This is a genomic window from Streptomyces sp. NPDC104309 (assembly GCF_055584025.1).
Map to the genome: position 1 here is coordinate 201,943 of NZ_JBVJMV010000008.1, position 23,858 is coordinate 225,800.

Below are 23,858 nucleotides of genomic sequence, written 5' to 3' on the forward strand. Positions count from 1 at the left end.
GTCACACCCCCTTGCCGGTGCCGGAGACGTCGGAGATGCCGGAGGTGCCGGGCGCGTCCGGCGCGCCGGGCCCGGCCCGGCCGTCCGCCGTCCGCCGGTCGTACTGATCGCCCCAGTGCGGGCCCACGGGCGGTGCCTCGCCGAGCTCCGAGTGCGCGTGGTACTCCACGGAATCCGCCGTCATCTGCATGAACGCTTCCTCCAGCGACGCCCGCTGGGAGCTCAGCTCGTGGAGCACGATCTGATGCCGGGCGGCGAGTTCGCCCACCGCCTCGGTGGTGGCACCGTCGATCTCCAACGTGCCGCTGCCCGCCTCGACCACGACCATGCCCTCCTCATGCAGCACATCGCGCAGCCGCTCCTGCTGCGGGGAGCGCAGCCGTACGTAACTGCGCGAGTTCTGGTGGATGAAATCGGCCATCGAGGTGTCGGCGAGCAGCCGTCCCTGACCGATCACGATCAAGTGGTCGGCGGTGAGCGCCATTTCGCTCATCAGATGCGAGGAGACGAAGATCGTCCGGCCCTCCGCGGCAAGCGCCTTCATCAGATTGCGGATCCAGTGAATGCCCTCGGGGTCGAGGCCGTTGACGGGCTCGTCGAAGAGCAGCACCTGCGGGTCGCCGAGCAGCGCCGCCGCGATGCCGAGCCGCTGGCCCATGCCGAGCGAGAAGCCCTTGGACTTCTTCTTCGCCACCGCGCTCAGACCCACGGTGTCCAGCACCTCCGCGACCCGGCGCTCCGGGATGCGGTTGCTCTGCGCGAGACAGAGCAGATTGTTGTAGGCGCTGCGCCCGCCGTGCATCGACTTGGCGTCCAGCAGCGCACCGATGTACTTGAGGGGTTCTGCCAGGTCGCGGTAGTGCTTGCCGTCGATGCGCACCGAACCGCTGGTCGGGTTGTCGAGATCGAGCATCATCCGCATCGTCGTGGATTTGCCCGCCCCGTTGGGGCCCAGAAAGCCCGTCACCATCCCTGGCCTGACCCGGCACGAGAGCCGGTCGACGGCGACCTTGTTGCCGAAGCGCTTGCTGAGACCATCGAGCTCGATCATGCGTTCACGCTAGAACGGCCGCGCGCCCGGCGCCACCACAAAGGCGGAACCGGGCGCGCAAGGAGTACACGTGCGGTACTGCGGGGTCGGCCGGACTGCTGAGCGATCAGCGAGTCCGCGCCGAGAGACTCAGCGGGTCTGCTGAGCCGGGACGCCGCGGGTGGCCGGCTCGTCGTCGGCCGGGGCGCCGGCGGCGGCCACCGCCGCACCGGTCAGCGTCGCCAGCATCTCGCGGACGTTGGTCAGCTGGGCGTTGATCGAGTCGCGGCGGTTGGTGAGCGCCGCCAGCTCGCGCTCCGATTCGCTGCGGATCCGGTCGGCCTTCGCGTTCGCGTCCGCCACGATGTCCTCGGACTGGCGCTGCGCGGTCTCCACCGTCTGACGGGCCCGGCGCTCGGCGTCCGTACGGAGCTTCTCGGCCTCCAGGCGGAGCTGCTCGGCGCGGTGCTCGATCTCGGCGAGGCGCTTCTCGGCCTTGGCCTGACGGGACGCGAGGTCGCGCTCCGACTGGTCGCGGCGCTTGGCCAGGTTGGTCTCGAAGTCCGCGGCGGCCTGGGCGGCCTTGGCACGGGTCTCCTCGAAGAGGGCGTCCGCCTCCTCGCGCTTCTGCGCGGCGTCCTTCTGGGCCTCCGTACGCAGCGAGCCGGCCTCACCCTTGGCCTTCTCGACGATGCGTACGCCCTCGTCCTCGGCCTTCGCCTTGCGCTCGGCGGCGAACGACTCGGCGTCGTTGCGCACCTGCTGGGCGGCCGACTCGGCGAGCTCACGGTGCTGCTCGGCGGCGCGACGGGCCTCCTCGCGCAGGTCCTTCGCCTCCTCCTCGGCCAGGCGGAGAATCTTCTCCACGCGCGCGCCGAGGCCGGCGTACGACGGCTCCGCGTCGTTCACCTGCGCCTGGGCGTTCTGCGTTTCGAGGTGGAGCTCTTCGATGCGCTTTTCCAGAGACGTGATGCGGGTGAGAGCACTATCACGATCGGCGACGAGCTTGGTAATGCGGTCGTCCACCTGACCGCGGTCGTATCCACGTCGCACGAGCTCGAAGCCGAAGGGGGAGGAAGGGTCGCTCATGAGGTTCCTGTCGAATGAGACCGGTGAGGTGTTAGGGGGAATCCTAGGGGCCCGGACGGCGTGTCATCGAGTGGATGCCCGTTTGATCTGGAGAATGACACCCCTTTTGAGTGGCTGACGCCCGCAACTCTTGCCACTCTCAGGGTTGAACGTCCTTGACGAAGCACGGGAGATGACAGGACGACTACCCCTCGGACGACTTGCCACTCGAACGAGTGCCGGCCGCGGCCCCGGCTTTGACGCCACCCGCGGTGCCGTTGCCCGAGCCCTTGCCGCCCGTCGGCGTCTCGAACGACTCCAACGCCTCCAGTACGTCCTGGACTCGGGAGATCTCGGTGTTGATGTCCGCGCGCCGACGCACCAGCAGATCGAGCTCGCGCTTGCCCTCGTCCACCGTGCGCTTCGCCTCCGCCTCGGCGTCGGCCCGCAGCTTCTCGGCCTCGCGGACGAGCGTGGCCTTCTTCTGCTCGGCCTCCTTCAGCAGTGACTCGGCCCGCTTCACCGCCGCGATCCGGACCTTGCTCGCCTCCGAATTCGCGTCCGCCAACAGCTCCTTGGCCTTGGCCGCCGCCTCGTCGCGCTGCTCGGTCGCCGCCTTCATCAGGTTGTCGACGCGCTCGCCCGCCGTCTTCATCTGCTCGGAGGTCTCCCGCCGGGCCCGGTCGTGCAGCTCCTCGATCTCGCCCTCGATCCGGGTCCTGAGCTCCTCGGCCCGCTCCCGGCTGGCCGTGGCGTCCCGACGCGCGCCGACCAGCAGCTCGTCCGCGTCCGTACGGGCGCGCTCCACCAGGGAGTTGCCCTCGACGGTCGCCTCCGAGGTGATCCGTACGGCCTCCTTGCGGGCCGCGCCGACCATCGTGTCGGCCTGCTCCTCGGCCTCGGTGGCAGCGCGCAGCGCCTCCTCCTGGGCCTTGTTGACGAGCTGGTCCGCCTGCTCGGCGGCATCGGCACGGCGCTTCGCCGCGGCCTCCCGCGCCTCGTCCAGCAGCCGGTCCGCCTCCTGACGGGCCTCCGCCCGCATCTGCTCGGCCGCCGCCTCCGCCTCGGCACGCACCCGCTCGGACTGCTCGCGGGTACGGGCCGCGTGCTCCTGCGCCGAACCGACGGTGGCCGCCGCCTCCGCGCGCATCCGCTCGGCCCCGTCCGTGGCCTCGTCCGTCACCCGGGCCGCCTGCTGCGTCGCCTCGTCGACCAGCCGGCCGGCCTGCCGCGTCGCCTCCTCGACGAGCTGGGTGGCCTGCTGCGTCGACTCCGTACGGATCCGCTCGGCCTCGCTCGTCGCCTCGCCCACCAGCCGGTCGGCCTGGGTCGCCGCGTCGGAACGCATCCGGTTGGCGTCCTCGCGGGCCTCGGCCCGGCTGCGCGCCGCGTCCTGCTCGGCCGAGGCCAGCGCGTCGGACGCCTCGGTGCGCATCCGCTGGCTGTACTCCGAGGTGTCCGCGCGCAGCCGCTCCGACTCGCTGATCGCGTCGGCGACGGTCCGCTCGGCCATCGCCTTCGCGGCCTCGGACTCCTCCCGCGCCTCCTGGCGGATCCGGGACGCGTCCTCGCCGGCCCGCTCCCGCTCCGCGTGGGCGTCGGCGCGGACCCGGTCCGCCTCCTCCTGCGCCTCGGACTTCGTCCGCTCCGCGACATGCTCGGCGGTGGAGCGCAGCCCGGCGATCTCCTCCTCGGCCTGCTCCTGCAGCCCGCTGACCGAATCCCGTACCTGCTGGGCGGTCTGCTCGGCGGTGGAGACCAGTTCCGTCGCGCGGCTGTCCGCCTCCTCGACCAGGCGCTGCGCCTCGGCCTGCGCCTGCTCGACCCGCTTGCGGGCGGAGGCGAGGAGCTCCTCGCTCTGTTCGCGGGCGCGCTCGCGCTCCTGGTTCGCCTCGGTGCGTGCCCCGTCGAGGGTCTCCTCGGCCTCCCGGCGGCGGCGGTTGGCCTCCTCCTGGGCGGCGGCCAGTGCCTCGGCGGCCTCCGTGCCCACCCGCTCCGCGGCCGCGGCGGCCTCGGAGCGCACCCGGTCGGCGCTCTCCTGTGCCTCGGACTTGAGCCGCTCCGCCTCGGCGGCCGCCTCGCCGCGCAGTCGCACGGCGGTGGACTCGCCCTCCGCACGCGACTGCGACGCGTCGGCCGCGGCCTCGTCGCGCAGCCGCTCCGCCTCGGTCTCGGCCTGCTCCCGCAGCGCCCGCAGCCGCTCCGCGGCCTCCGCGCGCAGCCGCTCGGACTCCTCGTTCGTCTCACGCCGGATGCGCTCCGCCTCGGCGCGCGCGTCGGTGAGCGCCTGCTCGGCGGTGGTGACCCTGGTCTCGGCCTCGGAATGCAGCCGGGTCAGCTCGTCGGCGGCCTCCGCCTGCCGGGCCGCGACCGCACGTTCGGTCTCCTCGCGCAGCTCCTGCGCGGCCTGTTCGGCTCCGGCGGTGGTGGACCGGGCCTGCTCCTCGGACTCGCCGCGCAGCTGCTCGGCCTCGGCGCGGGCGCGTTCCAGCGACTCCTCGGCCTGCTTGCGCAGCGCGCCGGCCCGCTCGGCCGCCTCGGTGCGGACCCGCTCGCTCTCGGTGGACGCGGTGCCGCGCAGCTCCTCCGCGTCCGCCTTCGCCTTGGACAGCAGCTCCTCGGCGGTCTTCGCGCCCTCCTCGATCTGCTGGACGGCCTCGCGACGGGCCTCGCCGCGGATCCGCTCGCCCTCGGCGACGGCCTCGGAGCGCAGCTGCTCGGCCTCGCCGCGCAGCCTGCGCGCCTCCTCCTGCAGCTCGACCGTCTTGGCCCGGTACTCCTTGGTGTCGTCCTTGGCCGCGCCCTTGAGCTGATCGGCCTGCTCGGCGGCCTCGCCGCGCAGCCGGTCCGCCTCGGCCTCCGCCTCACGGCGGATCCGGTCGGCCTCCTCGCTCGCCGCCCCGGTGGTGGACTTCGCGTCCTCGGACGCCTTGGTCAGCACCTCCTCGGCGGCCCTGGCGGCCTTGGCGAGCTGGGCCGCGGCGTCCTCGGCGGCCGCCGTGCGGGCCCTCTCGGCCGCCTCGGACTTCAGCCGGTCCGCCTCGGCGCGGGCATCGGCGAGCGCCTGCTCGGCCTCCGCCTTGAGGTTCTCGGTGTCCTTGGTGGCCTCGCCGACCAGCCGGGCGATCTCCGACTTGGCGGTACGGGTGCGCTGCTCGTTCTGCGACTCGGCGGCGGCCAGCCGCTTGACGGCGGCCTCCTTCGCCTCGGTGGTGACCTTCTCGGCCTCCAGCCGGGCCTCGCGCAGCCGGGTCTCGGCCTCCTGCATGCGCTGCTCGGCGGTCCGGTTCAGCTCGGCGGTCTGCTGCCGGGTCTGCTCGGTCTCGGCCGTCGTCGACGTACGCAGCTGCTCGGCGTGGCTGGTGGCCTCCTGCGCCTGGCTGGAGGCGGCGCTCAGCAGCCGCTCGGCGTCCCTGCGGGCGCGCAGCAGGAGCGACTCGGCCTCGGCACGGGCCGACTCCGCCTCGGAGCCGAGCCGCTGCCGGGTCTCGTCGGCCAGCCGGCCCGCCTCGGCGCGCGCGGCGGTCAGGGACTGCTCGGCCTCGGCCCGGGACTCCTCCAGCAGCCGGCGCGCCTGGGACTCCGTCCGGGCCCTGAGCTGTTCGGCCCAGGCGACGTTCTCATTGACATGGGACTCGACGGTCTGGCGGCGCTCGGCCAGCTCCTGGTCGAGCCGCTGGCGCCGCTGCACGGCCTCGTTGTGCAGCTCGGCCTGGAGCCGCGCCTGGTGCTCGGCGTGCTCCTGCAGGATCCGCTGCGTCTGCGCGCGGGCGTCGCGGAGCTCCCGCTCGGCGTCGGTCCGCAGCTGCTCGGCCTGGATCTGGGCATTACGGAGCAGCTGTTCGGCCTGGTAGCCGATGTCCGCGCTGTCGTAGGCGGGACGGGTCGCGAGATTGCGCCGAGCCTCGTGCAGCTTGGCGCGCAAGACCTCGACTTGGTAACCGAGGTCCTCGGCGTGCTGGACGGCCTTCTCCCGGTCGGTCTTCAGCCGGTCCATCTCGGCCTCGAACCGCGAGAGATGGTCGTCTTCAGCTCGGTGGCTCTCCTGGCGTTCGTAGCCCCGCACTGCGCGGTCCCATCCGTCCCCTGGTCGCAACTCTCCAACGAGTACCGTTCGCCGGCGAACGGTCCCCCGGGGAATGGTGACAGATCAACGGCTGGGGACGCGGCGCGGCCCCGACCCGGCCCCGGCCCGGAACGGCCCACTCTACCGGGCCGGGTATCCGGAGGTCAGTGCTCAGCTGCGGACGTGACCAGTTCGGTGAGGACACCATGGCAGTCCTTGGGGTGCAGAAAGGTGATGCGTGACCCCATGGACCCGGTCCTGGGCTCGTCGTAGAGCACCCTGACCCCCTTCTCCCGGATGTCCGCCGCGTCGGCGTCGACGTCCGCGGTGCCGAAGGCGATGTGATGGACGCCCTCCCCGTTCTTCGCCAGCCACTTGCCCACGGCCGAGTCCTCCCGCGTCGGCTCCAGGAGCTGGAGGTAGGAAGCGCCTCCGTCGGACGTATCGTTGATCTTGAGCATGGCCTCCCGTACGCCCTGCTCCTCGTTGATCTCGGAATGGAACACCTCGAACCCGTAGGTCGAGCGGTAGAACTCGACGGTCGCGTCGAGGTCGAAACAGGCGATCCCGATGTGGTCGATTCGCGTCAGCATGCAACCAGTGCAGCGCTCCACCGATGGTTACGCAACGTGCGCGCGATCACACCCGCTGCCGGATGACGGGTGAGGTACCGCTCAGTACATTCAGGTAAACCCTCGTTCACTCCTCATCCCAAGGGGCTGCCCCTCATGTCAGGAACGACCGGTACCACCTCAGTGATCGTCGCGGGCGCGCGTACGCCCATGGGCCGCCTCCTCGGCTCGCTGAAGAGCTTCTCCGGGGCCGACCTCGGCGGTGTCGCCATCAAGGCGGCGCTGGACCGGGCCGGCATCGGCGGCGACCAGGTCGAGTACGTGATCATGGGCCAGGTGCTGCAGGCCGGTGCGGGCCAGATCCCGGCGCGCCAGGCCGCGGTCAAGGCGGGCATCCCGATGAACGTCCCCGCGCTCACCGTCAACAAGGTGTGTCTGTCCGGGCTCGACGCGATCGCGCTCGCCGACCAGCTGATCCGTGCGGGTGAGTTCGACGTCGTCGTCGCCGGCGGCCAGGAGTCCATGACGAACGCCCCGCACCTGCTCCCGAAGTCCCGCGAGGGCTACAAGTACGGCGCGATCGAGATGCTCGACTCCATGGCGTACGACGGTCTGACCGACGCCTACGAGAACATCCCGATGGGTGAGTCCACCGAGAAGCACAACACCCGCCTGGGCCTGTCCCGCGCCGATCAGGACGAGATCGGCGCCCTCTCCCACCAGCGCGCCGCCGCCGCCCAGAAGAACGGGCTCTTCGAGGCCGAGATCACCCCGGTCGAGATCCCGCAGCGCAAGGGCGACCCGGTCCTCTTCTCCAAGGACGAGGGCATCCGCCCGGAGACGACCGCGGAGTCCCTCGGCAAGCTGCGCCCGGCCTTCACCAAGGACGGCACGATCACCGCGGGCACCTCCTCGCAGATCTCCGACGGAGCCGCCGCGGTCGTCGTCATGAGCAAGGCCAAGGCCGAGGAGCTGGGCCTGGACTGGATCGCCGAGATCGGCGCCCACGGCAATGTGGCGGGCCCGGACAACTCGCTCCAGTCGCAGCCGTCCAACGCCATCAGGCACGCCCTGAAGAAGGACGGCCTGGAGGTGGCGGACCTCGACCTCATCGAGATCAACGAGGCGTTCGCGGCGGTCGCCGTCCAGTCGATGAAGGACCTCGGCGTCACCCCGGACAAGGTGAACGTCAACGGTGGCGCCATCGCACTGGGTCACCCGATCGGCATGTCCGGCGCCCGGGTGGTGCTGCACCTGGCGCTGGAGCTGAAGCGGCGCGGCGGCGGCACCGGTGCGGCGGCGCTGTGCGGCGGCGGCGGGCAGGGCGACGCGCTGATCATCCGCGTCCCCAGGTAGGCAGGAACGGCCGCGGCAGGCCGTACGTAGTACGTAGTGCACGTGGAACACGCAGCGAGCGAACGGAGCGGTGATGGTGGACGTCCCCACCCTGGTCGAGCAGGCCCGTGCGGGCAGGCCGCGGGCCGTGGCCCGGCTCATCTCCCTGGTGGAGGGGGCGTCGCCGCAGCTGCGCGAGGTGATGGCGGCCCTGGCGCCGCTGACGGGCAACGCCTACGTCGTCGGCCTCACCGGCTCACCCGGTGTCGGCAAGTCGACATCGACGTCGGCTCTGGTCTCCGCCTACCGGAAGGCGGGCAAGCGGGTCGGCGTCCTGGCCGTCGACCCGTCCTCCCCGTTCTCCGGCGGAGCGCTCCTCGGCGACCGGGTCAGGATGTCGGAGCACGCCTCCGACCCCGGCGTCTACATCCGCTCGATGGCGACGCGCGGGCATCTGGGTGGCCTGGCCTGGTCGGCACCGCAGGCGATCCGGGTGCTGGACGCGGCGGGCTGCGAGGTCATCCTGGTGGAGACGGTCGGCGTCGGCCAGTCGGAGGTGGAGATCGCCTCGCAGGCCGACACCTCCGTCGTCCTGCTGGCGCCCGGCATGGGCGACGGCATCCAGGCGGCGAAGGCCGGAATCCTGGAGATCGGTGACGTGTACGTCGTCAACAAGGCGGACCGGGACGGCGCGGACGCCACCGCGCGCGAGCTCAACCACATGCTGGGCCTCGGCGAGTCCCGAGGGCCCGGCGACTGGCGGCCGCCGATCGTGAAGACGGTCGCCGCCCGGGGCGAGGGCATCGACGAGGTCGTCGAGGCGCTGGAGAAGCACCGGGCGTGGATGGAGGAGCACGGGGTGCTCGCCGACCGGCGCACGGCGCGTGCGGCCCGCGAGGTAGAGACGATCGCCGTCACGCGCCTGCGCGAGCGGATCGGTGATCTGCACGGCGACCGCCACATCGGCGCGCTCGCCGAACGCATCGTGGCGGGGAGCCTCGACCCGTACGCGGCGGCGGACGAACTGGTGGCGGGACTCACCGAGGCCTGATCCGACGGCCGGCTGGTCGTGGCCGGTGACGGCATCACCGTCCTGAAGGGAGCGGACGGCGCCCGGCTGGGGGCCGTCGCGGCAGGCGACGTGACCTGCCGCACGCCGGTTCTGAAGGGGGCCGAGCTGCTCTGCTCGGGCCCCGACTGACTGACGGTCGTCGAGGTGACGGCCCCGCACAACCGCCGGACGATCGCCGATGGTCTCGACATCGCCTACCGGCCCGCCGTCACCCGGGACGGCACGGTCGTGGTGAGCACCCGGCACCGGGTGTACGCGTTCGGGCTCGCCGACGGACGGCAGATCTGGGCGACGCTCGACACGGTCGACTACTCGGGCGCACCGGTCGTCGTCGGCGACCGCGCCTACCTCGTCACCCCCGACGGCTATCTGGAGTCCTTCGACTTCGTCCATGAGGGGCAGGGCGACCCGGTCAACCGCAAGCGATACGGCGGCTGGCCGGAATGGCCCGCCCCCGAGGCCGACCCCCGGGCCGTCTCCCTCCTGGTGAAGGGAGACGTGGTGTTCCTGGGCCTGGACGAGGGCACCGTGATCTCCGGGTACGCGCCCTGACGGTCCGCCGGGAAGGCGCCCCTCAGTCGTCGTCCCCGTGGTCCTCGTCCCGGTCGTGGTCGTCGTCCACCCGGTCCGCCGTCACCTTGCCCGTCTTCGCGTCGACGTTCAGCTCGTGCTGCTTGCCGTCCTTGCCCCGGACGTCGACCTCCCAGCGCAGCGCCCCGTCGCCGCGGCCGTCGTGGTCGTCCAGGTCGACCGATGTCACCGTCCCGGGCGTCGCCTTCAGCGCGGCGTCGACCGCCGTGTTCAGCGACACGGGGGCGGGCCGGGGCGCCTGCCGGTCGCGGTCGTCGTCATCGTCGGAGACGTGCTTGCCGAGCACCTTGCCGTTGCCCGCGTCCACCGTCACGTCGTGCCGGACCTTGTCGGAGCCGTACACGTCGAGCTCCCAGACGAGCCCGCCGTCCTCGTCGTCCAGCTCGGCCTCGGTGACCGTGCCCGGGACGGCCCCTACGGCGGCCGCGACCGCGTCCTCGACACCGACACGGGCGGTGCTGCCGCTCGCCGCGCTGCTCCTGGCCTCGCGGTCGTGGCCGCCGTCGTCCGCGAAGGCGACGGCCGTGGCGGCTGTGCCGCCGACGAGCACGGCCGCGGTGACGGCGGCGATGACGATCTTGCGCTTCATGAGGGTTCCTCCCCGAATCGGGCCGGTTACGACGTGGTCCACACTGCCGGGGTGATGCTGAACGCAGCCTGAAGCCGCCTGAAGCCGTCTTCAGGTTCGGTTTGCGACCCTGTGCGTATGCGCCTGTTGATCGTGGAGGACGAGAAGCGGCTGGCGATGTCCCTGGCCGGGGGGCTCACCGCCGAGGGCTTCGCCGTGGATGTCGTGCACGACGGTCTCGAAGGGCTGCACCGGGCCGCCGAAGGGGTGTACGACCTCGTCGTCCTCGACATCATGCTGCCCGGGATGAACGGCTACCGGGTCTGCGCCGCCCTGCGCGCCGCCGGCCACGAGATGCCGATCCTGATGCTGACGGCGAAGGACGGGGAGTACGACGAGGCGGAGGGCCTGGACACCGGGGCCGACGACTACCTGACCAAGCCCTTCTCCTACGTCGTCCTGGTGGCCAGGATCCGGGCGCTGCTGCGGCGCCGGGGCGGCGGTTCCGCCGCGCCGGTGGTCACCGTCGGCGCCCTGCGCATGGACACCGCCGCCCGCCGCGTGCACCTCGGCACGGCCGAGATCACCCTCACCACCAAGGAGTTCGCGGTGCTGGAGCAGCTGGCGCTGCGGTCCGGTCAGGTGGTGAGCAAGGCGGACATCCTGGAACACGTGTGGGACTTCGCCTACGACGGCGACCCGAACATCGTCGAGGTGTACGTCAGCGCGCTGCGGCGCAAGCTCGGCGCGGCAGCCATCCGCACGGTGCGGGGCGCCGGATACCGGCTGGAGGCGCTGTGAGGTCGGTACGGGCCAGGGCCGCGCTCGGTGCCACCGTGGTCGTCGCCCTGGCGCTGGCCGGCGCCGGGCTCGCCGTACTCCTCGTGCTGCGGGCCAACCTCACCGACCAGGCCGGTCTGCAGGCCGAGGTGGTGGCCCGCGAGGTGGCCGGGCAACTGGCCCTCGACGTGCCGTACGACCGGCTGGAGATGCGCGAGGAGGAGGACCATCCGGTCCAGGTGACCGACGAGGACGGGCGCGTGGTGGCCGTCTCCAAGGACCTGCAGGCGATCTCCGGCACCGGTACGGGGCAGGTCACCCCGGCCCCGTCGCCGGCCGCGGGGAGCCCCACCGGTTCCGACGACGATGACGAAAGCGATGACGACGGCGGGCAGCACGGTGCCCCCGGCCGGGGCGAAGTCGACTCCGGAAACCCGGACTTCGGCAACGGCACCGCGACCGTCGACGGAGAGACGGCGGACTACCGCTTCGCGACCGTCCGGGCGACCACCTCCGCCGGGGTGACCCTGACCGTCCACGCGGGCGCCCCGCTGGCCGCCGAGCAGGAGGCCGTGGGCAGCGTGCGCGGCGCGATGCTGATCGGGCTGCCGGTGCTGCTGCTCGTCGTCGCCGGGGTGACCTGGCTGGTGACCCGGCGGGCGCTGCGTCCGGTCGAGGGCATCCGGCGCGAGATGGCCGCGATCACGGCGTCCGAGGATCTGAGCCGGCGGGTGCCGGAGCCCGGTTCCGGTGACGAGATCGCCCGGCTGGCCCGTACCACCAACGAGACCCTGACGGCACTGGAGGCGTCGGTGGACCGGCAGCGGCGCTTCGTGGCCGACGCCTCGCACGAACTGCGCAGCCCGATCGCCTCGTTGCGCACCCAGTTGGAGGTGGGCGCCGCGCATCCGGAGCTGCTGGACGTACCGGGCGCGATCGCCGACACCGTGCGACTGCAGGCACTGGCGGCCGATCTGCTGCTGCTGGCCCGGCTGGACGCGGGGGAGCGGCCGGGGCGTACGACGCTGGACCTGGGCGCGCTCGTCCACGAGGAGGTCTCGCAGCGCACCGGCGACCGGATTCCGGTGGCGGTGTCGGTGCCGGAATCCGGTGTGTTCGAAGTAGCCGGATCCCGTGGGCAGTTGGCGCGGGTGATCGGCAATCTGCTGGACAACGCCGAGCGCCACGCGGAGCAGGCGGTGGCGATCTCGGTACGCGCGGAACGGGGTGGCGTCGTCGTCGCGGTCACCGACGACGGGGCGGGGGTGCCGCCGGACGAGCGCGAGCGGATCTTCGAGCGTTTCGTACGACTCGACGACGCCCGCACGCGGGACGAGGGCGGCGCCGGGCTGGGCCTCGCCATCGCCCGCGACGTCGCCTCCCGGCACGGAGGCCGGCTGACGGTGGAGGGCGCGCGGGAGGGCGGCGCACGGTTCGAGCTGTGGCTGCCGAGCGCCGGCTGAACGCCGTCCCGGCGTGGGTCGCGCCCCGGGCGACGCGCGGTCGCCGTCCCGGAGCTAGTCATGCCCCGGGCGACCCGCTGCCGCCGTCCTGTCGCCGGGTCACCTTGCGAGCAGCGTGGGGCCGCCTCGTCGCCGTCTCGTTCCGAGCCGTGCGAGACCGCCGTCCCGCCGTGGGTCACACCTTGCCGCGTCGCCCCCGCAGGTGATCGGCGACCGGGGCCAACGCCGCGTGCAGATTCGCCAGCGCCTCCGGCGTCAACAGGTCCATGAAGTGCTTGCGTACCGACGCCACATGGTGCGGAGCCACCTTCCGCATCGTCTCCGCGCCGTCCTCGGTGAGGACCGCGTACAGACCGCGCCGGTCGGACTCGCAGTTCTCCCTGCGGACCAGGCCCGCGCTCTCCATACGGGTGATCTGGTGCGAGAGCCTGCTCTTGGACTGCAGCGTCACGGCGGCGAGGTCGCTCATCCGCATGCGCTGGTCGTCCGACTCCGAGAGGTTGACCAGGATCTCGTAGTCGTTGTTGGTCAGGCCGAACGGCTGGAGATCCTTCTCCAGCTGGTGCATCAGCAGCCTGCTGACGTCCAGGTGGGTGCGCCAGGCGCACTGCTCCGCGTCGTTCAGCCAGCGGGTGGGCGTCTCGGTCTCCATATGTGGATTCTACCTAAGAAGTTGAAAGCCGGACGAAGTGGGAAGGTGTGACGCCCGGCACTCGCCCGGAGGCGGGCTCAGGTGCGGGGTGCAGACGTTCGACGTCACACTCCGCAGACTACCGTTCACCAACCGAAGCGACGCTGGAGGTCCCCGAGCTGACCGGACGGACGGGGTGAGGAGCCAGGTTGACCCGGACCGCCGGGCACCCCGGCCTGTGCCGGCGTCGCCCCCGTCGGCTGCTCGGGCATCAGCACCTCGGTCGACTGGAGCAGGACCGTCCCCGCCCCGACGAACTCGAACTGGTGCTCCTCGCCGGAGGTGCCGCCGAACCCCGTCAACGACCGCAGTCCGCCCAGCACGCCCGTCATGTAGCCGTGGTCGTAGTGGTGGCACGGCGAGGGGCAGTCCGCCCAGCCCACCAGGGCCTGCGGGTCGACCCGCAGCGGCGGTTCCATGAAGACCACCGGACCGTTGGAGGCGGCCACGAACCTGCCCGTGCCGATCAGCGTCAGAAAGCCCGGCACGATCGACTGCTTGAGAGCCAGCGTCGGCTGGTACGCCAGCAGGTTGCCGGACCGGATCGTCAGGTTCCCGTCGTCCAGGTCGTACGAGTTCACGTCGAAGGCGCGGTCCGCGAGCAGCATCTTGCCGCTGCCCTCGGCCACCACCCAGTCGCTCGCGTGCAGCGGCGAGTGGAAGCTCGTCCGGAGCAGCCGCTCGAAGCGGCCATGGCCGATGCCGTCGAACTCGATGTGCCCGTAGTAGGCGATCATCTTGCCCTTCTGCAGGAACCACTGGCTCCCCTTGAGCTCCACACAGAAGGTGTACGCGTTGACGTTGTCGTCCGACGGCAGCGTCATCGGGTCGAAGACCACGGGCGTGCTCACAGCTTCTCCTCCGAGGCCTGGACGTACACCGTGCCACTGCCGCTCAGCTCCAGCTGGAACGCCTCGCCGGAGCCGCGCCCCACCATGTCGCGCCAACCGAGCGCGGTGGAGAGCTTGTTGCGCACGTCGCCGTGGTGCGCGACATACGCCTGCGGGTCCACGTGCACCTCGCGGCCCGGGGTGATCGGCAGCTCGATCACTCCGCCGTGTGCCATCACGGCGACCGCGCCATGACCCTGGAGGGTGGTGGTGAACAGCCCCTGCCCGGTCACCTGACCGCGCACCATGCCCATCACCCCGCCCTGCGAACCCATGAACATCGTGCCTTGCCGGAGCGTCCCGTCGAAGGCGAGCAGCCGGTCGGCCTCCACGTACAGGGTGTCGCCGGACAGATTGATCACCTGGATGTGGTGGCCGCCGTGGCCGAACATCACCGTGCCGTTTCCCTCCACCGTCATCAGCGGGGTCGCCTCATTGGCCACCCGACGGCCGATCATCGACATCACGCCGCCCTGGCCGCCCTGGATGTTCGGCGTGAACGAGACCTCGCCGCGACAGGCCAGCATCGCTCCGCGCTGGCTGTACATCTTCTGGCCGGGAAGCACCGTCGCCTCGACCATCTTCGAGTTGATCTCACGGAACGGCATCAGACGTCGCCCCCGATGGTGTTCCGCTCGCTCGGCTGGACGTAGACGACTCCCTCGCCCTCGAACCTGATCTGGAAGGACTCGCCCGAACCCTCGCCCATCAGTGTCCGGAAGTTCACCCCGGACTGGAGGTGCTGCCGGAGACCGCCCTGATGGGCGATGTAGGCACCGGGGTCGACGAACAGCGGGTACTGGGCGGAGACCCGCAGCGCCACGGCCGAACCGTCCGACATGATCGCCGCCTGGCCGGTGCCCTCGACGGTCGTGGTGAACAGGCCGTTGCCCGTCGCTCCGCCGCGCAGGCCGGTGAAGGTGGTGCCGGTGCGCAGCCCGGCGTCGGTGCACAGCAGATTGCTCGCCTCGACGTAGAGCTTGTCGCCGCGCAGCGAGACGAGGCTGATCTCGCTCGCGCGGTCGGCGAAGTAGCAGGTGCCTTGCCCCTTCACCTCCATCACGGACATCTGTTCACCGGTCAGCCGACGGGTCACCATGCCGCGCAGGCCGTCGCCGCCACCGGTCATCTTCTTGAACGTCATCCGGCCGTCGTACGCGACCATCGAACCGTTCTTCGCCTTGACGGAGTCGCCGGTCAGGTCGACGGCGAGCGTTCTGCTGCCTTGGAGTCGGAACATTGCCACGGAGCCGACGGTAGCGGCCGGGCACCGCCCGGGACAGGGCCGCGGGGCGGAACCGGCACCCTGAACCGCCCCTGATACGCATCCGGTACGGGACCCGGACGCGATCGCGACGTATCCCGTACGGCGCGACGACGGGGCGGGGCGGGGCGCGGCCCGGCGACACGCGGCGGGGAGCGGCGTCGGCCCCTCCGGACACGACGGCGGCACGTGACCGGAGACATACGGCCCCCGAGGCCGAGCGCAGCCCGTGTCGATGCCACAATGGGGTGCGCTTGTGCCTCTATTCACAAGCTGTCACGACCCTCCCACCGAAGGTGCCCTCGTGGACATCAAGACCGCTACCGCCCTGCACCGGCTGCGCCTCATCTCTATCCCCGAGGCGCTCTCCTTCCCCGCGCTGATCATCTTTGGCTCGATCCTCAGCCGGGTCTCCGACATCGACTTCCTGATGATGCCGCTCGGCATCCTGCACGGCGTGCTCTTCGTGATCTACGCCGTCCTGCTCCTCGACGTCTGGTCCAAGACCAAGTGGCCGCTGAAGCGCGTCGCGTTCTTCTTCCTCCTCGCGCTGCTGCCGTTCGGCGGCCTGTACGGCGACAAGGTGCTCAAGCGCTACGAGGCCGACGGCGTCATCGCCGCCCGTGCCCGCCGGGAAGGCGTGGCCAGCGCATGATCGTCGCGTTCTCGGTCAGCCCGCTGGGCGTCGGTGAGGATGTCGGCGAGTACGTCGCCGACGCCGTCCGGGTCGTCCGCGAGTCCGGGCTGCCCAACCGGACGGACGCGATGTTCACCTCGATCGAGGGCGAGTGGGACGAGGTCATGGACGTCGTCAAGCGGGCCGTCGCCGCCGTCGAGGCCCGTGCCGGACGCGTCTCCCTCGTACTGAAGGCCGACATCCGCCCCGGTGTCACCGACGGTCTGACGTCCAAGGTCGAGACCGTCGAGCGGTACCTGGCGGACTGAGCCCCCCCGCCCGCCCGTTCCGCGACCCGACGAGCCCCCGGCCCCACCTGGCCGGGGGCTCGTCCCCTTCCCGCGCGGTGCTCCGCCGACGCATCGGCCACCCCGTCGTACCGCCCCCCAGAACTCATTCCCGCGCGCGTTGTTCCGCCGACGCCAGCGCGATCCCGAGCGGCGTCCGCTCGTACAGCACCTGATGTCCGTACCTGCGCGAAGTGAGCAGTCCCGCCGCACGCAGCACCGACAGATGCTCCGACACCGAGGAGGGTGCGAGGCCCAGTCGTCGCGCGAGCGCGCTCGTCCCGGCCGGTTCGTCGAGCGCGCACAGGACATCGGCCCGGCCCCGGCCGAGCAGCCGCGCGAGCACCTGCGGGGTGCGGTCGGCGGGCTCCGTCCACAGCCCGCCGATCCCGCGGGCCGGATAGACGATGGCCGGCTGCCACGGCGGCGCGAAGCCGCTGGCCGCGTCCGGCCAGCAGAAGACGCTGGGGATCAGGACGAGCCCCTGCCCGCCGAGCACCCGGGTGTGCCGGCCGTGCAGCCCGACGATGGTGACCGTCGACCCCGACCAGCTCAGCTGGGGGCTCAGCTCCTCCAGCAACCGCTCGAAGCCGACCGCGGCGAGCCGCCGCGAGTGGTACGCGATGTCCGCCTCCAGCAGGGCGCGCAGCCGCGGCCAGTGCGGCTCGATCAGCACCCGCCAGGCCTGCTCCAGCAGATCGGCCAGTTCCTGGACGGTCCGGGCGGGATCGGCGAGCATGGCCCGCCCGATGGGGGAGTGCAGCACCTCCGGCCGGTTCGCCAGCGCCGGCGTGAGGTCCTGGCGGGCGAGTTCGGGATCGACGGACCGCACGCTCGCGATCTCCTCCTCGAACGTGGTGACCGGCCCGGTCGGCGGAGGGCTGAGAAAGTCCGGGCTGTGCCCGTGCCGCGCCATGAGCAGCCACAGCGGCCGGAGATCGAGCCCGGAGGCCGCGTCCCGGATCAGCCGGAGCCACGGCAGGTGATACCCGTGCCGTTCGGGCTGGGCCAGCACCCGCACGGCGGCCTGGGTCTCCCAGAGGGGCGAGAGCGCGAACCGGCAGCGGAGCAGGTCGCTCTCGTCGAGGTGCAGATGGAACGACACGTACGGCCCCCGCTCGCGAAGTTTCGGCGTGGGCCGAAAGTCTAGGGAGAACCGCTGCGGCCCAGCAGGCTGCGCCCATGCCGTCAGACAGCGAAACCCCGGCGGAGCGCACGCGCGACGTGAAGGCCCCGCCCCCGCACCGATCCACTGCCCCGGCCGCTCCGGCCGCTCCGGCCGCCCCGGCCGCTCCGGCCCGCCCCGGCTACGGCGCCGTCTTCGCCGTGCGGGAGTTCCGGGCGGTCTTCGCCGCGCATCTGCTCTCCCTCCTCGGCGTCGTCGTCAGCGAACTCGCCCTCACCGTCCTCGTGTACGGGCTCACCGGCTCGCCCCTGCTCAGCGCGCTCACCTTCGCGCTGGGCTTCCTCCCGTACCTCGTCGGGGGCACGCTCTTCGCCGGGGTCGCCGACCGGTACCCGGCCCGCCGCGTCCTCGTCACCTGCGATCTGATCTGCGCGGGATGCGTCGCGGTGATGGTGCTGCCGGGCACCCCGGTCGGCGGACTGCTCGCGCTGCGGTGTCTGATCGCCGCGGTCTCGCCCGTCTTCACCGGGACGCGGATGGCCGCGCTCACCGAGATCCTGGGCGAGGGCGACCTCTACGTCCTCGGCCGCTCGCTGCTGCGGATCGTCTCGCAGAGCGCGATGCTCGCCGGTTTCGGCGTGGGCGGGGTGCTGCTCGCCGCACTGTCCCCGCGCGGTGCGATCACCGTCACCGCCGTGACGTTCCTCTGCTCGGCGGCCCTGCTCCGCTTCGGCACCCGGAACCGGCCCGCCAGGTCCGACGGGGACGGCGGCGGCGCCCTGCTCAAGGAGTCGCTCGCCGGAGCCCGCGGCCTCCTCGGCAACCGCAGGATCCGCGCGCTGATGCTGCTCTTCTGGGTGCCTCCGCTGTTCGTCGTCGCACCGGAGGCGCTCGCCGCCCCGTACGCGGACGAGATCGGGATCGGGCCGGCCGCGCTGGGGCTGCTGATGTGCGCGATGCCGGTCGGCCAGATCGCCGCCGAACTGTACGTGGGCAGCGCGCTGCCTCCCCGGCTGCGCTCCCTGATCGTGCTGCCGGCCGCCGCCGTGGGACTGCTGCCGTTGCTGGTGTACGGCTTCCGGCCCGGCCTGATCACGGCGGTCCCGGCGCTGGCGCTGGCCGGGGCGGGAGCGGCGTACGTCATCGGCCTCGACCAGTGGTTCGTCGAGGCCGTCCCGCAGGCGCTGCGCGGCCGGGCCATGACCCTGCTCACCGCCGGGCTGATGACGCTCCAGGGCGTCGGCATGGCCCTCGCCGGGCTCGCCGCCGAATTCCTCCCCGTCCATCAGGTGGTGGCCGGAGCCGGCGCGGTCGGGACCCTCTGCCTGCTGCCGCTCGTCCTGGAGGTCAGGAGGACCGCATCCGCCGACCGCATTCGGACCGAAGTTCGAGACGGGGCTGACCAGCATATGACCAGTGGGTAAGGTCGATGCCGTGCCGAAGCCGCTCAGTCTCCCCTTCGATCCCATCGCCCGCGCCGACGAACTCTGGCAGCAGCGCTGGGGCCCGGTGCCCTCGATGGGGGCGATCACCTCGATCATGCGCGCGCAGCAGATCCTGCTCGCCGAGGTCGACGCGGTCGTCAAGCCGTACGGACTGACCTTCGCGCGGTACGAGGCACTGGTGCTGCTCACCTTCTCCAAGGCGGGCGAGCTGCCGATGTCCAAGATCGGTCAGCGGCTCATGGTCCACCCGACCTCCGTCACCAACACCGTGGACCGGCTGGTGCGCTCCGGACTGGTCGCCAAGCGTCCCAACCCGAACGACGGCCGCGGAACCCTCGCCTCCATCACCGACAAGGGCCGTGAGGTCGTCGAGGCGGCGACCAAGGACCTGGTCGCCATGGAGTTCGGGCTCGGGGTGTACGACGCCGAGGAGTGCGCGGAGATCTTCGCCGTGCTGCGGCCGCTGCGGATCGCGGCCCAGGATTTCGAGGAGCCGTAGGACAACATTTCGAGGCCCGGCCCGCTGCAAGATCGCCCAGGGCGTCCGGTTACGCTCGATTCCATGAAACGCAGTGTGCTGACCCGGTACCGGGTGATGGCCTACGTCACCGCAGTCATGTTGCTGGTGCTCTGCACCTGCATGGTCTTCAAGTACGGCTTCGACATGGGCAAGGACCTGACGCTCGTCGTCTCCCAGATCCATGGCGTGCTCTACATCATCTACCTGATCTTCGCCTTCGACCTGGGCTCCAAGGCGAAGATGCCGATGGGCAAGCTGCTCTGGGTGCTGATCTCCGGCACCATCCCCACGGCCGCGTTCTTCGTCGAGCGCAAGGTCGTCCGCGAGGTCGAGCCGCTGGTCGCCGACGGTTCCCCCGTGACCGTCAAGGCCTGAACCGCCCGGACCGGAGCCCCGGCCCCGCACCACCCGAACCGCCCCGTGCGAAGCACCGGGCGGTTTGCCATCGACATTTACTAGGACGTCCTAGTAAATTCGATGGTATGGACGCTGACGCGATCGAGGAGGGCCGCCGCCGCTGGCAGGCCCGTTACGACAAGGCCCGCAAGCGTGACGCGGACTTCACCACACTCTCCGGAGACCCCGTGGAGCCCGCGTACGGCCCCCGCCCGGGGGACACGTACGAGGGATTCGAGCGGATCGGCTGGCCCGGTGAGTACCCCTTCACCAGGGGGCTCTACCCGACCGGCTACCGCGGCCGGACCTGGACCATCCGCCAGTTCGCCGGCTTCGGCAACGCCGAGCAGACCAACGAGCGCTACAAGATGATCCTCGCCGCGGGCGGCGGCGGGCTCAGCGTCGCCTTCGACATGCCGACCCTGATGGGCCGCGACTCCGACGACCCGCGTTCGCTCGGCGAGGTCGGGCACTGCGGCGTGGCCATCGACTCCGCCGCCGACATGGAGATCCTCTTCCAGGACATCCCGCTCGGCGACGTCACGACGTCCATGACGATCAGCGGACCCGCCGTCCCCGTCTTCTGCATGTATCTGGTCGCCGCCGAGCGCCAGGGCGTCGACCCGGGCGTTCTCAACGGCACGCTCCAGACGGACATCTTCAAGGAGTACATCGCGCAGAAGGAGTGGCTCTTCCAGCCCGAGCCCCATCTGCGCCTCATCGGCGACCTGATGGAGCACTGCGCCCGCGACATCCCCGCCTACAAGCCGCTCTCCGTCTCCGGTTACCACATCCGCGAGGCCGGGGCGACGGCCGCGCAAGAGCTCGCGTACACCCTCGCCGACGGCTTCGGTTACGTGGAGCTCGGCCTCTCCCGCGGGCTGGACGTCGACACCTTCGCGCCCGGTCTCTCCTTCTTCTTCGACGCGCACCTCGACTTCTTCGAGGAGATCGCCAAGTTCCGCGCGGCCCGCCGGATCTGGGCCCGCTGGATGAAGGAGACGTACGGCGCGAAGACCGACAAGGCGCAGTGGCTCCGCTTCCACACCCAGACCGCCGGTGTCTCGCTCACCGCCCAGCAGCCGTACAACAACGTCGTACGGACGGCGGTCGAGGCGCTCTCCGCGGTCCTGGGCGGCACCAACTCGCTGCACACCAACGCCCTCGACGAGACCCTGGCGCTCCCCTCCGAACAGGCCGCCGAGATCGCGCTGCGCACCCAGCAGGTGCTGATGGAGGAGACCGGCGTCGCCAACGTGGCCGACCCGCTGGGCGGTTCCTGGTACGTGGAGCAGCTCACCGACCGGATCGAGGCCGACGCCGAGAAGATCTTCGACCAGATCAAGGAGCGGGGCACCCGGGCCCACCCGGACGGGCAGCACCCCATCGGGCCCATCACCTCCGGCATCCTGCGCGGCATCGAGGACGGCTGGTTCACCGGCGAGATCGCCGAGTCCGCCTTCCGGTACCAGCAGTCGCTGGAGAAGGGCGACAAGCGCGTCGTCGGCGTCAACGTCCACCACGGCTCGGTCACCGGCGACCTGGAGATCCTGCGGGTCAGCCACGAGGTCGAGCGCGAGCAGGTCCGGGTGCTCGGCGGTCGCAAGGACGCCCGCGACGACGCCCGGGTCAAGTCGGCGCTGGACGCGATGCTGGCCGCCGCCCGCGACGGCTCCAACATGATCGCGCCGATGCTCGACGCGGTACGGGCCGAGGCGACGCTCGGTGAGATCTGCGGGGTCCTGCGCGAGGAGTGGGGCACCTACACGGAGCCACCCGGCTTCTGACGGGCCGGCGGCGGTCGCTGTCGCCTCCGGGGAGGGCGGGCGCGGCCGCGGTGCCCGTACCGCCTCCGGAGGCGGTACGGGGGCGTCACCGTGCCTGGCCGCCGCGGCCCGCTCCGGTTACGCGGAGGCCGCCGCGCCCAGCCCCGCGAGCAGCAGTACGGTGAAGCGCCGGGCCCAGTCCGCGTCGACGGGCTCGGCGCTCACCAGGGCCCGGTGCACGACCGCGCCGGCGATCACATCGAAGATCAGATCGGCGGTCGTCGCCGCCATGGCCTCATCCTGCTCGACGGGCAACTCGCCGCGTTCCTGGGCGCGTTGGCGCCCCTGGAGCACCAGCCGCTTCTGCCGGTCCACGATCGAGTCGCGGATCCGGGTCCGCAGTGCCTCGTCGCGGGTCGACTCCGCGACCACCGCCATCAGCGCCGTCCGGGTCTCCGGGCGCTCCAGCAGCGCGGCGAACTGCAGCACCACCGCCTGCACATCGGCCGACAGGCTGCCCAGATCGGGCAGTTCCAGCTCGTCGAAGAGGACCGCGACGGCGTCGACGACCAGCTCGTTCTTACCCGCCCACCGCCGGTACAGGGTCGTCTTGGCGACTCCGGCCCGCGTCGCCACGTCGCCCATCGTCAGCTTCGACCAGCCGAGGTCGACCAGGGAGGCTCTGGTCGCCTCCAGGATCGCTTCATCGGCCGCGGCGCTGCGCGGACGCCCCGTTCGAGCGGGTTCGGGATGGCCGTGGCTCAGCATGCCGCGACCATACCGGTCAGTAAGGAGAACCGACCGGCCCCGTTCGCCGTGAGACAGATCACCGAACGTACGTGTGCGCGAAGGGTGCCCGGCAGTTACGCTACGGCTCGTAGCGTAACGACGACGGTCGTGCCGTCGTGACGCCACGAGCGAACGACAGCCACAGGCACCGGGTGGGGACCCGGCGCCGGAACGGGTCTTTCAGGGGCCCTCGGACCGCGTCTGTCCTTGGCCCCCGCACGCCGGCGGGGACCGCGGACGGGTGCGGTTCCCGTATCGCTTTCCGTATCGGCGTGCCAAGGGGGGAGGATGTACGTATGCAGCCTAGGAACATGTCCATGAGCGGCGTCGTCGACCTCGCCGCGGTGAAGGCGGCCGGCGAGGCCAAGGTGAAGGCGGAGCAGGCCCGTGCCGAGGCCGCCCGGCAGGGCGGTGGCGGTGCCGTGTCGCCGTCCGCCCTGGTGATCGATGTCGATGAGGCGGGCTTCGAGAGCGATGTCCTGCAGCGCTCCGCCGAGGTCCCGGTCGTCATCGACTTCTGGGCCGAGTGGTGCGAGCCGTGCAAGCAGCTGGGCCCGCTCCTGGAGCGCCTGGCCCGTGAGTACAACGGCCGCTTCGTGCTGGCCAAGGTCGATGTCGACGCCAACCAGATGCTGATGCAGCAGTTCGGCATCCAGGGCATCCCGGCGGTCTTCGCCGTCGTCGCCGGGCAAGCCCTCCCGCTCTTCCAGGGCGCGGCCCCCGAGGCCCAGATCCGGCAGACGCTCGACCAGTTGATCCAGGTCGGCGAGGAGCGCTTCGGGCTCACCGGGATCGTGGTCGACCAGGACGCCGCCGCCGAGGAAGCCGACCAGGCTCCGGCCGAGGCGCCCGCGGGGCCGTACGACGCCCTGCTCGAATCGGCCGTACAGGCCCTGGACGCCAGTGACTTCGCCGGTGCCATCCAGGCGTACAAGGACGTCCTGTCCGACGACCCGGCCAACACGGAGGCCAAGCTCGGCCTCGCCCAGGCCGAACTGCTCGCCCGGGTCAAGGACATGGACCCGCAGCAGGTCCGCAAGGACGCCGCGGACAACCCTGCCGATGTCGCGGCACAGCTGGCGGCGGCCGACCTGGACCTCGTCGGCGGGCATGTCGAGGACGCCTTCGGCCGGCTCGTCGAGACGGTGCGCCGTCACTTCGGCGACGACCGGGACACGGCGCGGCTGCGGCTGCTGGAACTGTTCGAAGTGATCGGCCCCGATGACCCGCGGGTCGGCGCCGCGCGCACGGCGCTGGCACGGGTCTTGTTCTGATGTGACAACGCGGCCGTGGCACCCCCGGGGTGCCGCGGCCGTTTTCGCGAGCGGGCGATAAGAGACGCCTCTGCTTTACCAAATCTTGATAAAGGCGCGGCCTGTTACTCGCAGTAAATCACCCCTCGGGATCTGTCCGCATAAGGGCCCCGATTCTCCCTTTCGTCCTTTCGTTCGGCGCCACCCTGT

The 23,858-nt window shown here is 71.4% G+C and carries 23 protein-coding genes; 12 read left to right on the plus strand and 11 right to left on the minus strand.

The features are described 5' to 3' along the window. Position 1: 1 nt before the first annotated feature. From ACZ68L_RS14790 to mce, 4 genes are all read right to left on the minus strand, one after another. Complete coding sequence (locus tag ACZ68L_RS14790; protein ID WP_469577144.1) at positions 2-1,051, minus strand: ABC transporter ATP-binding protein; 1,050 nt, start codon at positions 1,049-1,051, stop codon at positions 2-4. Positions 1,052-1,180: 129 nt separating this feature from the next. Beyond that, entirely contained in the window at positions 1,181-2,119 is a 939-nt protein-coding gene (locus ACZ68L_RS14795; protein WP_361440638.1) for a coiled-coil domain-containing protein, read from the minus strand. Positions 2,120-2,303: 184 nt separating this feature from the next. Then, entirely contained in the window at positions 2,304-6,164 is a 3,861-nt protein-coding gene (gene scy, locus ACZ68L_RS14800; RefSeq protein WP_469577146.1) for a polarized growth protein Scy, read from the minus strand. Positions 6,165-6,328: 164 nt separating this feature from the next. Continuing rightward, positions 6,329-6,757: a methylmalonyl-CoA epimerase gene (gene mce, locus ACZ68L_RS14805; protein WP_361440632.1), complete on the minus strand. Its 429-nt coding sequence runs from the start codon at positions 6,755-6,757 to the stop codon at positions 6,329-6,331. Positions 6,758-6,892: 135 nt separating this feature from the next. Here mce and ACZ68L_RS14810 point away from each other — a divergent pair, with 135 nt between their 5' ends. The 3 genes from ACZ68L_RS14810 to ACZ68L_RS14820 all read left to right on the plus strand — a co-directional run bounded on the left by ACZ68L_RS14810 (position 6,893) and on the right by ACZ68L_RS14820 (position 9,695). Further along, entirely contained in the window at positions 6,893-8,092 is a 1,200-nt protein-coding gene (locus ACZ68L_RS14810) for an acetyl-CoA C-acetyltransferase (RefSeq protein ID WP_469577148.1), read from the plus strand. A 73-nt stretch (positions 8,093-8,165) separates the two neighbouring features. Continuing rightward, positions 8,166-9,122, plus strand: coding sequence for a methylmalonyl Co-A mutase-associated GTPase MeaB (gene meaB, locus ACZ68L_RS14815; protein ID WP_469577150.1), 957 nt, complete (start codon positions 8,166-8,168; stop codon positions 9,120-9,122). A gap of 165 nt (positions 9,123-9,287) precedes the next feature. Beyond that, a complete protein-coding gene (locus ACZ68L_RS14820) occupies positions 9,288-9,695 on the plus strand; it encodes an outer membrane protein assembly factor BamB family protein (RefSeq protein ID WP_469577152.1) in 408 nt (135 codons plus the stop codon). Between the two features lie 22 nt (positions 9,696-9,717). Here the strand turns inward: ACZ68L_RS14820 and ACZ68L_RS14825 are convergent, their stop codons facing one another. Then, complete coding sequence (locus ACZ68L_RS14825; protein WP_469577154.1) at positions 9,718-10,323, minus strand: PepSY domain-containing protein; 606 nt, start codon at positions 10,321-10,323, stop codon at positions 9,718-9,720. Positions 10,324-10,440: 117 nt separating this feature from the next. On the opposite strand from ACZ68L_RS14825, the gene ACZ68L_RS14830 reads away from it, so the two are divergent. Together ACZ68L_RS14830 and ACZ68L_RS14835 are read left to right on the plus strand one after the other, a co-directional pair. Further along, complete coding sequence (locus ACZ68L_RS14830) at positions 10,441-11,103, plus strand: response regulator transcription factor (protein WP_469577156.1); 663 nt, start codon at positions 10,441-10,443, stop codon at positions 11,101-11,103. Further along, positions 11,100-12,545, plus strand: coding sequence for a sensor histidine kinase (locus tag ACZ68L_RS14835; RefSeq protein WP_469577158.1), 1,446 nt, complete (start codon positions 11,100-11,102; stop codon positions 12,543-12,545). The genes ACZ68L_RS14830 and ACZ68L_RS14835 overlap by 4 nt, the downstream gene beginning before the upstream one ends. Positions 12,546-12,720: 175 nt before the next feature. Here ACZ68L_RS14835 and ACZ68L_RS14840 read toward each other — a convergent pair whose 3' ends face one another. From ACZ68L_RS14840 to ACZ68L_RS14855, 4 genes are all read right to left on the minus strand, one after another. Further along, positions 12,721-13,197 carry a MarR family winged helix-turn-helix transcriptional regulator gene (locus ACZ68L_RS14840; protein ID WP_469577161.1) on the minus strand — a complete coding sequence of 159 codons (477 nt, stop codon included), beginning with the start codon at positions 13,195-13,197 and terminating at the stop codon, positions 12,721-12,723. 125 nt (positions 13,198-13,322) lie between these two features. Further along, the gene (locus ACZ68L_RS14845; RefSeq protein WP_469577162.1) at positions 13,323-14,087 is read right to left on the minus strand and encodes an AIM24 family protein; all 765 of its coding nucleotides are present in this window, start codon (positions 14,085-14,087) and stop codon (positions 13,323-13,325) included. Continuing rightward, positions 14,084-14,734: an AIM24 family protein gene (locus tag ACZ68L_RS14850; RefSeq protein ID WP_469577164.1), complete on the minus strand. Its 651-nt coding sequence runs from the start codon at positions 14,732-14,734 to the stop codon at positions 14,084-14,086. Before ACZ68L_RS14850 ends, ACZ68L_RS14845 begins: the two co-directional genes overlap by 4 nt. Continuing rightward, a complete protein-coding gene (locus tag ACZ68L_RS14855) occupies positions 14,734-15,366 on the minus strand; it encodes an AIM24 family protein (RefSeq protein ID WP_469577259.1) in 633 nt (210 codons plus the stop codon). Before ACZ68L_RS14855 ends, ACZ68L_RS14850 begins: the two co-directional genes overlap by 1 nt. A 328-nt stretch (positions 15,367-15,694) precedes the next feature. On the opposite strand from ACZ68L_RS14855, the gene ACZ68L_RS14860 reads away from it, so the two are divergent. Together ACZ68L_RS14860 and ACZ68L_RS14865 are read left to right on the plus strand one after the other, a co-directional pair. Beyond that, positions 15,695-16,045 carry a DUF3817 domain-containing protein gene (locus ACZ68L_RS14860; protein WP_469577166.1) on the plus strand — a complete coding sequence of 117 codons (351 nt, stop codon included), beginning with the start codon at positions 15,695-15,697 and terminating at the stop codon, positions 16,043-16,045. Continuing rightward, positions 16,042-16,335 (plus strand): MTH1187 family thiamine-binding protein, encoded by a 294-nt coding sequence (locus ACZ68L_RS14865; RefSeq protein ID WP_030971479.1) that lies wholly within the window; start codon positions 16,042-16,044, stop codon positions 16,333-16,335. The genes ACZ68L_RS14860 and ACZ68L_RS14865 overlap by 4 nt, the downstream gene beginning before the upstream one ends. A gap of 124 nt (positions 16,336-16,459) precedes the next feature. Here ACZ68L_RS14865 and ACZ68L_RS14870 read toward each other — a convergent pair whose 3' ends face one another. Further along, the gene (locus ACZ68L_RS14870; RefSeq protein WP_469577168.1) at positions 16,460-17,458 is read right to left on the minus strand and encodes an ArsR/SmtB family transcription factor; all 999 of its coding nucleotides are present in this window, start codon (positions 17,456-17,458) and stop codon (positions 16,460-16,462) included. 77 nt (positions 17,459-17,535) lie between these two features. Between ACZ68L_RS14870 and ACZ68L_RS14875 the strand changes: the two genes are divergently transcribed. From ACZ68L_RS14875 to ACZ68L_RS14890, 4 genes are all read left to right on the plus strand, one after another. Then, positions 17,536-18,903, plus strand: coding sequence for an MFS transporter (locus ACZ68L_RS14875; RefSeq protein ID WP_469577169.1), 1,368 nt, complete (start codon positions 17,536-17,538; stop codon positions 18,901-18,903). Positions 18,904-18,913: 10 nt separating this feature from the next. Continuing rightward, the gene (locus ACZ68L_RS14880; RefSeq protein ID WP_469577171.1) at positions 18,914-19,423 is read left to right on the plus strand and encodes a MarR family winged helix-turn-helix transcriptional regulator; all 510 of its coding nucleotides are present in this window, start codon (positions 18,914-18,916) and stop codon (positions 19,421-19,423) included. Between the two features lie 63 nt (positions 19,424-19,486). Further along, positions 19,487-19,819 carry a DUF3817 domain-containing protein gene (locus tag ACZ68L_RS14885; RefSeq protein ID WP_469577173.1) on the plus strand — a complete coding sequence of 111 codons (333 nt, stop codon included), beginning with the start codon at positions 19,487-19,489 and terminating at the stop codon, positions 19,817-19,819. A gap of 107 nt (positions 19,820-19,926) precedes the next feature. Beyond that, entirely contained in the window at positions 19,927-21,627 is a 1,701-nt protein-coding gene (locus ACZ68L_RS14890) for an acyl-CoA mutase large subunit family protein (RefSeq protein WP_469577175.1), read from the plus strand. A 117-nt stretch (positions 21,628-21,744) separates the two neighbouring features. Here ACZ68L_RS14890 and ACZ68L_RS14895 read toward each other — a convergent pair whose 3' ends face one another. Then, positions 21,745-22,374, minus strand: coding sequence for a TetR/AcrR family transcriptional regulator (locus ACZ68L_RS14895; RefSeq protein WP_469577177.1), 630 nt, complete (start codon positions 22,372-22,374; stop codon positions 21,745-21,747). A gap of 317 nt (positions 22,375-22,691) precedes the next feature. Between ACZ68L_RS14895 and ACZ68L_RS14900 the strand changes: the two genes are divergently transcribed. Continuing rightward, positions 22,692-23,669, plus strand: coding sequence for a tetratricopeptide repeat protein (locus tag ACZ68L_RS14900; RefSeq protein WP_469577179.1), 978 nt, complete (start codon positions 22,692-22,694; stop codon positions 23,667-23,669). Positions 23,670-23,858 lie beyond the last annotated feature (189 nt).

Coding starts and splice junctions, on each gene's coding strand:
- ACZ68L_RS14790 (WP_469577144.1), bottom strand. CDS start 1,051: ATGATCGAGCTCGATGGTCTCAGCAAGCGCTTCGGCAACAAGGTCGCC.
- ACZ68L_RS14795 (WP_361440638.1), bottom strand. CDS start 2,119: ATGAGCGACCCTTCCTCCCCCTTCGGCTTCGAGCTCGTGCGACGTGGA.
- mce (WP_361440632.1), bottom strand. CDS start 6,757: ATGCTGACGCGAATCGACCACATCGGGATCGCCTGTTTCGACCTCGAC.
- ACZ68L_RS14810 (WP_469577148.1), top strand. CDS start 6,893: ATGTCAGGAACGACCGGTACCACCTCAGTGATCGTCGCGGGCGCGCGT.
- meaB (WP_469577150.1), top strand. CDS start 8,166: ATGGTGGACGTCCCCACCCTGGTCGAGCAGGCCCGTGCGGGCAGGCCG.
- ACZ68L_RS14825 (WP_469577154.1), bottom strand. CDS start 10,323: ATGAAGCGCAAGATCGTCATCGCCGCCGTCACCGCGGCCGTGCTCGTC.
- ACZ68L_RS14830 (WP_469577156.1), top strand. CDS start 10,441: ATGCGCCTGTTGATCGTGGAGGACGAGAAGCGGCTGGCGATGTCCCTG.
- ACZ68L_RS14840 (WP_469577161.1), bottom strand. CDS start 13,197: ATGGAGACCGAGACGCCCACCCGCTGGCTGAACGACGCGGAGCAGTGC.
- ACZ68L_RS14850 (WP_469577164.1), bottom strand. CDS start 14,734: ATGCCGTTCCGTGAGATCAACTCGAAGATGGTCGAGGCGACGGTGCTT.
- ACZ68L_RS14855 (WP_469577259.1), bottom strand. CDS start 15,366: ATGTTCCGACTCCAAGGCAGCAGAACGCTCGCCGTCGACCTGACCGGC.
- ACZ68L_RS14865 (WP_030971479.1), top strand. CDS start 16,042: ATGATCGTCGCGTTCTCGGTCAGCCCGCTGGGCGTCGGTGAGGATGTC.
- ACZ68L_RS14875 (WP_469577169.1), top strand. CDS start 17,536: ATGCCGTCAGACAGCGAAACCCCGGCGGAGCGCACGCGCGACGTGAAG.
- ACZ68L_RS14885 (WP_469577173.1), top strand. CDS start 19,487: ATGAAACGCAGTGTGCTGACCCGGTACCGGGTGATGGCCTACGTCACC.
- ACZ68L_RS14890 (WP_469577175.1), top strand. CDS start 19,927: ATGGACGCTGACGCGATCGAGGAGGGCCGCCGCCGCTGGCAGGCCCGT.
- ACZ68L_RS14895 (WP_469577177.1), bottom strand. CDS start 22,374: ATGCTGAGCCACGGCCATCCCGAACCCGCTCGAACGGGGCGTCCGCGC.
- ACZ68L_RS14900 (WP_469577179.1), top strand. CDS start 22,692: ATGCAGCCTAGGAACATGTCCATGAGCGGCGTCGTCGACCTCGCCGCG.